Source organism: aff. Roholtiella sp. LEGE 12411 (genome assembly GCF_015206995.1).
Lineage (GTDB): Bacteria > Cyanobacteriota > Cyanobacteriia > Cyanobacteriales > Nostocaceae > Komarekiella.
This window is the reverse complement of record NZ_JADEXR010000231.1, coordinates 1-6,799: the sequence shown is the minus strand read 5'-3', so window position 1 is coordinate 6,799 and position 6,799 is coordinate 1. Positions and strand designations below refer to the sequence as shown.

Genomic DNA, 6,799 nt, shown 5'->3' with positions numbered 1-6,799 from the left:
TCTAATTCATATTTTTCAGAATACTTCATTCATTTTATTTATCATTTTAGGAATTTTTACACTTATCTATGTCATTTTGAAATCTCTCTTAGTTTTTATTAGTAAATAAGGTGCGTTTCCCCTAGCTAATGGCTCCCTTCACCGCCATTCTGTTGACTCTAAACTAGTTAAACTTCCTGTCAATAATCTCTTAGAAAACTTGCAGTCTACTAGGTTAGCCTCTATTAATAAAAATTTAATTCTTTCACCTTCTCAAGAACTTTATGGCTTGCTAATTGCACCCATAAAGACATACTTACCTTTATCAGGAACCCTAGTATTTACTTTAGATACATCTTTCCAAAGCTTACCAATAGGACTGCTTCATAATGGCAAAGATTATTTATTTAAACGTTACAGTATTGCTCAAACTTTAAACTCTAGAGTTCGACAGCCTAAGCTCTTACCTGAAAATCAGTTAAGAGCTTTAATTGGTGGGCTGTCTGAAATCAATCCTAACTTCGACACTTTAAATGCTATTGAAGGCTTGAAAGCACTACCAAGAGTGGAAGAGGAGATACAAGATGTAAAGCAACAAACTTCTTCTTCAAAAGTCTTGCTAAACGAAAAGTTTACTAGCCAAGCACTTGGGCAACAGTTGAGTAGTTTTAACTTTCCTATTGTTCATTTAACTACTCACGCTCAATTTAGCTCTGAAGCTAAAAGAACAATGTTCTTTACTTGGGACAAAGCGATTAACGCATTAGAGTTTTATAGCCTACTAAAATTAAGCGCTCGATCTCATGAAGATGGAATTGAATTATTAGTTTTAAGTGCTTGTCAGACCGCCAAAGGCAATAAGAGGTCAGCACTAGGAATTGCTGGAGTAGCTGCACAAGCAGGCGCAAGAACTACAATAGCAACTTTGTGGAAAGTAGATGCTGACTCTACTGCTTTACTTATGGAACAATTTTACAAAAGCTTGAAAAATGGTGTTCCCAAAGCAGAAGCATTACGTCAAGCACAATTAATTTTAGTATCAGACTCTAGATACAGCCACCCTTTTTTTTGGGCAGGATTTATTCTTGTTGGCGGATGGTTGTGAAATTCTATGGTCTGACAACCATAAATTGATCAAAATGATCAATTTATGGTTCCATTTATTTGTTATGAAATTTTACTAACTTTAGTCCTTGTTGCACTCTAGCTAATTCATTTAAGTTTCCAGTACGCCTCGCTAATTTATCTGCAATATTATAATTACGAAGCGCTTCATTCGGCAACCATGCTTCTAGATATCGATCTGCTAGTACTCTGTAAACAGTTGGGTTTTGGCTTCCCGCTGCTACTCGTGCTTTTAATGTCTCAATTGCTTCATTTAAAAGATTCCTGGACATATATATAGCATGTAGATCGAAAATGGCTGCTTCGTCTGGAGGTAAGTTTAATTCATTGATCTGCTTGACTTTTTGTGCAATTTCTTTTTGCTCTTCTTCAGGCAAAACACTAACTACTAAAGGTTCAGCATTTAAGAACAATTCGCCTTTGTTTGCAATGACAGTGAATTTATACACATTACCAAATTGCAATTGTTTTTGTTCTTTTGGATAAGGCAGCATAGTAACACCTTTATCTACTGTTGTCTCCCAATAAAATTCATAACCACTGACAATTACTGTGTAGCTTGTAGCGTTAGGAACAGCATTCCAAGATATCACAGGGTTAGTACTCAACATAGAACTGCCATACGGACTGACTAATGTTGGTGCTTCTTTTTCCTCGCCCGGACTCTTAGGGTTATAGCAATTACTCGGATTCAAGCCCGTACATAGCTCTGTTATCTCTTGCGGCACTGCACAGGTGTCTGGTTGGTTAAACACAGTACTCTGCTTCAAATACACAAAATTTCCATTTAAATAGCACAAGACCTTGACTGTAGCTCCCTTGGCTGGATTAATCCGATCCCCCTGGCACAGTCGGCTTCCACTTGGCAAGTAAAGATCCCCTGAGCTAGAAACTCGGCCTATAAACTTACTGCACCTATCCCTTATTGTTGCTACTGATTGAGTCCGACTTTCTGCGCTGTTAATACTTGACAAAAGTAATATTGATGGTAATACCAATCCGAGCGTTGCAACTTGAAGTTTAGAAACTTTTTTCTTGGTATGGTTGAGTAAAGATTTCATCAAAAATTTTATATACTTACTTGCCTGCTATCAGCATACATAAATTTGATAACCAAGCAAAGAGCTACTTGATATTAAGGATTTTTGAATTATCGGTAAGGCGGTCTAGCAATTCCTGCCTCCACTTGAAAACATCTTGCTGATCAGTCCTAGCAATCATACAGATTTCCCATGAAAGTCTAGCGTCCTCATTTTTACCTAAAGCTTCTTGCACCTTAGCAAGCAAACAAACAGCATCTATTCTTTTGCTATCTAAATCACTCGCTTTTTGTAAATATTTTTCTGCCTCGCTATATTGATTTTGCATGAACTTTGCCCAGCCAAAGTTTTTATATAAAGCAGCTTGTAGCTTTGGGTCTTCAGTCATGCTCAACCCTTCAAGCGCTAACGCAGCAGCCTGATTGTAGTCTCCCTTGAGATTGCTGAGGCGCGATAAATCATTGATCGCAGGCACTGCTTTCTTATTAATTTTAATTGCTATTTTATATTGTTCTTGAGCTAAATCCTCTTTCCCCTCTTCGTCATAAAAACTTCCTAATCTATAATATCCCTCCCAATCATTGGGCTTTAATATCAAAATATTTTGATAATTATCAAGAGCGCAAGCAATATCTCCTAGTTGCCAACAAACTACAGCTAAACTATTGTAAATATTTATATCTTTATCACTATACTTAAGAGCTAATTCATAATATTTTCTAGCTAGTTTTAAGTCATTAAAATAACGAGCAGCTTGTTCTAAGTAAAACTGAGCAACAGAAGATTTAAGTTGGGAATTATATTCTATCGCTTGATTAAAATAGCTTTGTGCAGCTTTAGAATCATTTGCTATCTCTGACTTTTTCCCTTGGGCTATTAGATTATTCGCCATTGCAGGTAAAAGTATTCTGAAACCTCCAAACCCTATTAGAGTAAAAAACACAAACAAGACACTGAATATGAATGCTTTAGACCTAGTTAGTCTATAGATTTTTCTCTGTTGAGGAATTTCATTTAATCGTTGTAGAATTATTTGGGTATTTTGCGGACGCTGACCAGGAAAAGGAGAAATTAAATCATCAATCAAATCTGACAAAAATTTATCTATATGCTGTGCTTTATCTCTCCAAACTAATTTTCCTGTTTTTTCATCACTTTTAATATTAGCTAAAGAAATACCTGTTACCAAATAAACGAAAGTTTTACCAAGTGCGTAGAAGTCTGACTGTGGTACAGCTTGTCCATTAATTTGCTCTAAAGGAGAATAATAAGCTGACCGAATATTAGTTATCTCATAGCCCATACTAGTTCCTGTACTAGTTCCTCTATTAGTGCTAAGTTTCGCTAAGAATGTTCTACTAATTTCACGCGCTCCACCAAAATCAATAAGTGCTATTTTCCCATCCGGCTGATGAATAATATTGTCTGGTTTAATATCTCTATGAAAATACTCATTTCGGTGTACGAGATCAAGAATATTAACTAATTGCAACAACCAATCCAATGCAATATCCTGCGAAATTCGCCCATGTATTTTTATCCAATCACTTAAATTTTCTCCTTCAAACTTCTGCATTACTAAGCAATGCATCACTAAAATATTGCCATTCAGCGCAAAAGGAAAGTAATCTCCTCTGCTAGACTTAGGTACTCCAGGATGATCTAAAGTCTGTAATATAATTGACTCTTGTCGAAGTAGCTCTACTACTTTAGGATCATCAATCCACTTTAATACTTTCATTACTCTTCTTTGAGGTTGAGGATGCAAAGAAGTGGAAGTATCCTCAACCTCAAAAATGTCTGTATAAGTAAGTGGATTTTCAGTCAAAGAACGCAAGGGACGTAGTAAACGAATGCGTCCATTTATGACTAGAGGATTTCCACAAGCTAAACAATGACTGGCATCATCAGGATTCTGGCGCTGCGGACAAAATGGGTTTATACAGTACACCACAGGTTCTACCCAGCCTCCATCCAATTATTCAATCGTGTTTTACCAGAAGTTTCATATACTAAACCAAGTGGATCTATTAAAATATACTTTCTAACAACTGGTTGGAGGCTATAACTTACTTCTTGTTTACTTAATTCATTACTAGTTTCAATTAATGAACGTTGCTCCAAAACCTCAATTTCTGTCATTATTCCAGAAATTGATACTTCTCCAAATTGTTCTTTTAAATACTTAACCAGCGTAGAAAATAGAACAGCAGTTTGATTTACTGCTGTCTGCTCTGCTAAATAAATCAGTATTTTTCTTTGCAATTTGCTTAAAAATCCAGGATTCCCAAATTGTAAATGCAACATTAATTGAAATTGTGTTCCCATCACAGTAGTCTTGTATTCAAGGAATCTTTGAATACTCCCTCCAAAATAGCGATTAATCTTCTCAGCAACTGCCTCCAAATCTGATGGATTTGCACGATAAGTTTCAATTAACTCTTTGCACTCTTTCCCCCTTAAACCTTTTTTTCGTAACATTTCTATTGCTGCATTTGTGTCTAAACCTTCTAACTTTAAATATAAAACAGGCAACTTTACAATAGCATAAGCAAATTCTTTTAGAGGTAATTGACTTGTAATAATTGCACAGCTCAAGTACTGTTCTTTGGTAATTCCATTAAAGAAATCTTCAAAGTCTGCTTGATTTCCAAAGTTCCCTGTTTGCACTAAAGCTTCAAATCCATCTATTACTAGCAAACATTTATAAGAAGAAAAAATTTTTGAAACTAAAAAAATCTTGTCTTTAAAAGATTTATCTTCTTCATACTCTGCATGGAAAATTTTAATTAAATCCGTAACTATTTCACTAATTGATGAAGAAGGTTCAACTCTTTTCCAAATAACATAATCATACCTGTCAGGATTCTCCAAAAGTATTTCTTCTATTAGTTTAGTAACTAGTAGACTTTTTCCAATTCCTCCAACTCCAGTTATGCACACACAACGTTGTTTAAAAAGTATAATTTGGTTCTTTAAATAATGAATATCTTCTTCTCTACCATGAAAAGATACTATTTCAGGCGGATCACCACAGAATTTAACTTTACCTATTAAAGAATTATTGTCCGATTCTGATATTTCTAGTCTTGTAAGATAATCTTTTTTTACTAATTCAATTAAAATATTTTTTGAATTCGTTTTTTTTATCTCAACTCCCTTCCCGATAGCTTCTGAAAGTATTTTCCACAACTGTGGACCTACTGTTTTATGCAAATAGTGCGCGTTATATCCATAATCACTTGCTATTTGTTTGTAATCCTTTCCATCCCAAGACCCTTTTATTACCGCTATCTCAGATTTCAACAAATTTCTGCCAGTATGTTGAAGTACTTGCTCCTCTAATATCTCTAATATTCTCTCTATGTCTAGCAAGTTCTCTGTGTATAAATTCATGCTAAATTATAGTCCTCTATCAAAAGAATCTAGTTTCTTTTTGTTTTGATGCAAGTCAAACGCATGTGTAACTCGTTCCGAAGCCCATACATAGGCTATTTTTTCATCCAGATCCTTATCCAGGAGGGATTTCAAAAATCCCGTGCGTTTGTCCTGGTTTCGATGGCAGATGATATGGACTTTTTTGATGCCAAGCTAGATTTAGGCTTAATTTACTAATAATATACTGCTTGCTATAATAACCACTTCAGGATATATAATTAAAATTATACTTATTAGAGGTAACAACACTGTATCCTTAAATAGTCATAATAGTCACATTTCAACTATAACTGTACCCAAATGACATGATGCCAACCTTGTTCGGTAGCTTACCTCACTAAAGTTGGTCAAGAGTAGATCATGTGGGAAGATTTAACTGAAAGACGAGACAAAACTAGATTCCGGATGTCCAGGACTTGTGTAATATAAATTTAATTAAAAGGAGGTATGGAGGTGAAGATACAACAGTTCGGCAATTTAACGCACAAAGCGCCACTAAGGAGTAGCGCTTTGTGCGTGGTTTAAATTGCATATAACCTCAGAGCGGGGTTGATCTCGAAGGAACAAAATCAGTGGCTATTATAGTTTGGCGACTTAGTACCACTTAAATTGTCCGAGAGTTTTTACCGCGCTGCCAGATCCATTATAGGATCTGCCGCATGGAAAGTCCATTCCTTGCAGTGTATTTTGGCTATAAAAATTCATGTATTTTGTGTAAAGTTAAATTTGATTAATAAAAAACCTGAATTTGGTAGCAAAAAATAGTAGCAGCGCATTAAAGAAGGGTCAAGGGGAAAGGAGTGAAGAAAATCCCCTTTCCCCCTTAACCTTCTTGATAAACCCCCTCTGAAGCTTGAAGACCAAGTTTGAGAGGAAAATATTGTGAAAAATGGCAAAAGCCCAATAAAAGAGGTTGTCGAGGTTAGACTGTCAGGGGTAGTCTCAGTTCCGCACACACCCCATAATTCCGACGCCCTAGAGAAGTGGATTATTAGCTCTTTCAGGGAAACTCGCTTTCAGAACGTCTTAAAAAGAGCGACAGTGCGATCGCGCTTAAGCTGGTTCTGGCATCACTTGAACCACACGCATCTGTCAGATCGGGCGATCGCAATCATTGCTTGTAATACGAATGATTACAAACAAATCTTAATTAAACAGAATCAGTTGGCCCAGACGGTACAGGAGTTAGATCCCGAATCGGAGCTATTGCTGTTGAT

General features: G+C 35.9%; 5 protein-coding genes. 2 read left to right on the top strand and 3 right to left on the bottom strand.

Translation table 11 applies throughout. From position 1 onward, the window contains the following. The first annotated feature begins 199 nt into the window (after positions 1 to 199). Positions 200 to 1,084: a CHAT domain-containing protein gene (locus IQ246_RS28205; protein WP_255515666.1), complete on the top strand. Its 885-nt coding sequence runs from the start codon at positions 200 to 202 to the stop codon at positions 1,082 to 1,084. A 55-nt stretch (positions 1,085 to 1,139) separates the two neighbouring features. Here the strand turns inward: IQ246_RS28205 and IQ246_RS28200 are convergent, their stop codons facing one another. The 3 genes from IQ246_RS28200 to IQ246_RS28190 form a co-directional block, all read right to left on the bottom strand. After that, positions 1,140 to 2,165 (bottom strand): M48 family metallopeptidase, encoded by a 1,026-nt coding sequence (locus IQ246_RS28200; protein WP_194006592.1) that lies wholly within the window; start codon positions 2,163 to 2,165, stop codon positions 1,140 to 1,142. A gap of 64 nt (positions 2,166 to 2,229) precedes the next feature. Beyond that, complete coding sequence (locus IQ246_RS28195; protein WP_244142191.1) at positions 2,230 to 4,122, bottom strand: serine/threonine-protein kinase; 1,893 nt, start codon at positions 4,120 to 4,122, stop codon at positions 2,230 to 2,232. Then, positions 4,104 to 5,540, bottom strand: coding sequence for an NB-ARC domain-containing protein (locus IQ246_RS28190; RefSeq protein ID WP_194006591.1), 1,437 nt, complete (start codon positions 5,538 to 5,540; stop codon positions 4,104 to 4,106). Before IQ246_RS28190 ends, IQ246_RS28195 begins: the two co-directional genes overlap by 19 nt. 924 nt (positions 5,541 to 6,464) lie before the next feature. Between IQ246_RS28190 and IQ246_RS28185 the strand changes: the two genes are divergently transcribed. After that, on the top strand, positions 6,465 to 6,799 hold a 335-nt coding region (locus IQ246_RS28185; RefSeq protein WP_194006590.1), incomplete at its 3' end, for a hypothetical protein.